Source organism: Winogradskyella sp., from assembly GCF_013213975.1.
Lineage (GTDB): Bacteria > Bacteroidota > Bacteroidia > Flavobacteriales > Flavobacteriaceae > Winogradskyella.
The window spans coordinates 1-3,024 of the sequence record NZ_JABSST010000144.1; the positions used below are offsets into that span (position 1 = coordinate 1).

General features: G+C 32.1%; 4 protein-coding genes. All 4 read left to right on the forward strand.

What is annotated here, in order from left to right; genetic code table 11:
* Window positions 1-50 precede the first annotated feature (50 nt).
* The 4 genes from HRU49_RS14375 (at window position 51) to HRU49_RS14390 (ending at window position 2,859) form a co-directional block, all read left to right on the forward strand.
* Window positions 51-704 (forward strand): SMI1/KNR4 family protein, encoded by a 654-nt coding sequence (locus tag HRU49_RS14375; protein ID WP_296358372.1) that lies wholly within the window; start codon window positions 51-53, stop codon window positions 702-704.
* Between the two features lie 123 nt (window positions 705-827).
* Window positions 828-1,607, forward strand: coding sequence for a DUF5050 domain-containing protein (locus HRU49_RS14380; RefSeq protein WP_296358374.1), 780 nt, complete (start codon window positions 828-830; stop codon window positions 1,605-1,607).
* A gap of 208 nt (window positions 1,608-1,815) precedes the next feature.
* A complete protein-coding gene (locus tag HRU49_RS14385) occupies window positions 1,816-2,325 on the forward strand; it encodes a hypothetical protein (protein ID WP_296358377.1) in 510 nt (169 codons plus the stop codon).
* 228 nt (window positions 2,326-2,553) lie between these two features.
* Complete coding sequence (locus HRU49_RS14390; protein WP_296358379.1) at window positions 2,554-2,859, forward strand: hypothetical protein; 306 nt, start codon at window positions 2,554-2,556, stop codon at window positions 2,857-2,859.
* Window positions 2,860-3,024: the final 165 nt, after the last annotated feature.

Consider the following 3,024-nt stretch of genomic DNA (forward strand, 5'->3'; position numbering starts at 1 on the left):
CAAATCACGCTCAAGCTAGTTCATACGCTTATACATTACCTGCAATCTGAATGAACGATATTTACAACTATATAATTTCTGAATTAAAGCCATACGAAAAATATGGTTCTATAGTTCAAGAAAACGGAACGAAACTTATTGGAAAAGCACCTCACATCGCACCTTTAGCTTGGTTGCATTCTATTTACAAAGGGCTTGAAATTAGTGAAATAAGGGAAATTGAATCAAAACTGGATATTGAATTGCCGAAAGATTATTCAGAATTTTTAAAACTATGTAACGGATTAAAATTATTCAATACCACATTGAGTTTAAATGGAAGAAGAACAAGCTACGATAGAAAATCGGAAATAAATGCTCGTCAACCTTTCGATTTAAGTACAAAAAACATCTATGAAAGACCAAAGAACACAAACTCCGAACATTTCTTTTTTGGAAGCTATTTCGGTGATGGTTCTTTAGTTTTAATTGATAAATCAACAAACAAAGTTATTCGAACTGATAGAAATAAATTCAGAGTTTTGAATTCTTGGACGAACTTTAATGAGTTTTTAAAACAAGAAATTATTAGATTAAAAAAACTTCATAATGAAGATGGAACTTTAAAAAATGGAATTGACAATACAACTCCTAAAAGTGAATTTAAAAACAAAGGATTTTGGAATAATCTGAAATCAATAATAAATAAAAGAAACAGCAGGTAACAATGGGTATATTGCATAGCTTCCAAATGTCAGCTACGACAACATACCCAAAACGTTGTATGCAATTTGACCTAATCTTGTACTTTCTGGCATAATTGTTGATCCCAATGCGAAAACTAATTCATGAAAACATCCAAATTTATTTTAGCCCTAGCATTTATTTTAATCACATTTTTTTCTTGTAATAATGAACCTCTAGATTTTACTTTGGAGCAAAATTCCACCTCTGAAAATAATGATATAAAATGGTGGATACTTGTACACCCATCTTATGGAAATTCAGGAATATACTTATATAATGAGACTGAATCAATTATTGAAAACATTTTACCTTTACCTGACCCAAATGGCTCACCTCATGCGTTAGGTTTTGACGGAAGCTCATTGTGGTTAGGAGGAGCACGCTCAATCGATACGAACGATGGAATCGTAACTCACAATCCTATTTACGAACTTAACCCAGATAACGGAGAAGTAATATCAACAATAGATAATATAAGAACACAAGGTATTGCTATATCTGATAATCATATATACTATTCAACTTACGGACAAATTGTAAAAATTACAAAAGATGGAACATTTGTTAGCTCCTCGTTACCTGTAGAAAATACTCCTATTAGTGATATCGCTATTTATAACTCAAAAAAATATTATGTATATAATGGTCAAACAGATCCTATTATGAGTATAAATGAAACTACAGGACAAGATGAATTTATTCTAGAGACTGATATACCAAATTTGTATACCCTATCCATTAGAGATGATAATTTTATAGTTGTAAGCAATAATCATTTTAGAAGATTCGATTTAAATACAAAGGAACACATATCAGACAATAAAATTGAAATTGATGGTTGGATCACTGCAATTGTGCCATATGATAGTGATTCAGAATAAAAACTGCATACAACACCACCTATAATGCATAGCTACTCGCTCGGTTCAATTGGAAAATATTATTACATTGAAAGTTAAATAGAAACATGAACGTTTGCGTCATGCTGTTTGCTACGCACCGGTTGAAAAGACGAGCAACGCTTCGCAAACCGCCACCCGCAACGCATCATAGCCAAACCGTTAGCTACAATTTAAACCAACCAAATCGTTGAAAGAAAAAATAGTTGAATATAGAATAAAAGATGGAGCAAATCGGCTGAATGAAATAATCCGAACTGAAATAAAACGCAAGACATTTAATAAACGGAATAATATTTCTGGAGAATATTCTGATGATGGTGGATTTGACCTTTCTAATACATTTTCAATGCTATACACAGAACCGAATTTAGGTCCTCTTGTAAAACTGAATTTAAAATCGGTTAATTCAAATAGCGACGGAACTGAAAGTAAGCTGATTCTGAAAAGGAAAAACGGAATGACATATAATCTTCATTTTTGGTTTGCTGTTTTCTTTATTGCACTAACAATTGTTATTGCTGTTTATCAAACAATCTCAAACGGATTTAATAGAAGTCTTATGATTTTCGTTCTTCCGATTTTCGGACTGATTTATATATTGCTAATTGAATTATTTGCCGATTCAACAATTTCGAATTTAATTAAACGAGTCGAGAAAATAATGACAGCGGAAAAAATTGAATATAAAAAACTGTAGCTAACACCGTGTATAATTAATTGCGGCTGAATTTCCTACTCGGAAATTCAATCTTATTAATTATCTTTCGGTTACGGCGGAAAATGACTTGCGTCCTTTCCCGCAACCAATCATACACAAAACCGTTAGCTACAATTTAAACCGACTCAATTGTTAAGTAACCCGAATATAAAAAGACTTGAAAGTAAAGGAATGATTCTGTCTTATAATAGCAAGAGATGTCATATTATGAAAAAAACTGGGATTTCTGGAAATTCAATTCCAAATTACAAAACTATTCCTGTCGTTACAATGGATAAAAATGGAGAAACCAAATCGGAAATTACTTCGGACTGCCCAACTATGATGTTATGGTTTGAAAAGAATCAATATCAGTTAGTCTGTTGGGACTGGGTTCCTGGACCAGGTCCTGGAGATTTTGAACTGAACTTTAAAGACGAAAATTCTGTTGTTGATTTTATAGAGTCATATTACTTTGGGAAAAATGAGTATTTCGAAAAACGATTGGAATACGAGCTGAATAAAAAACAGTAGCTAACAACGTGTATAATTCATGCCAGCAGGCATACACAAAAATTTCTTACTTTTAATTTCATAAATTTTCGTGTAACTAATCTGTCCCAATAGCTTTCACAAACCATACACGAACACGTTAGCAAACATATGACGAAGCCAACCAAAATTCTACCAAATTTAATA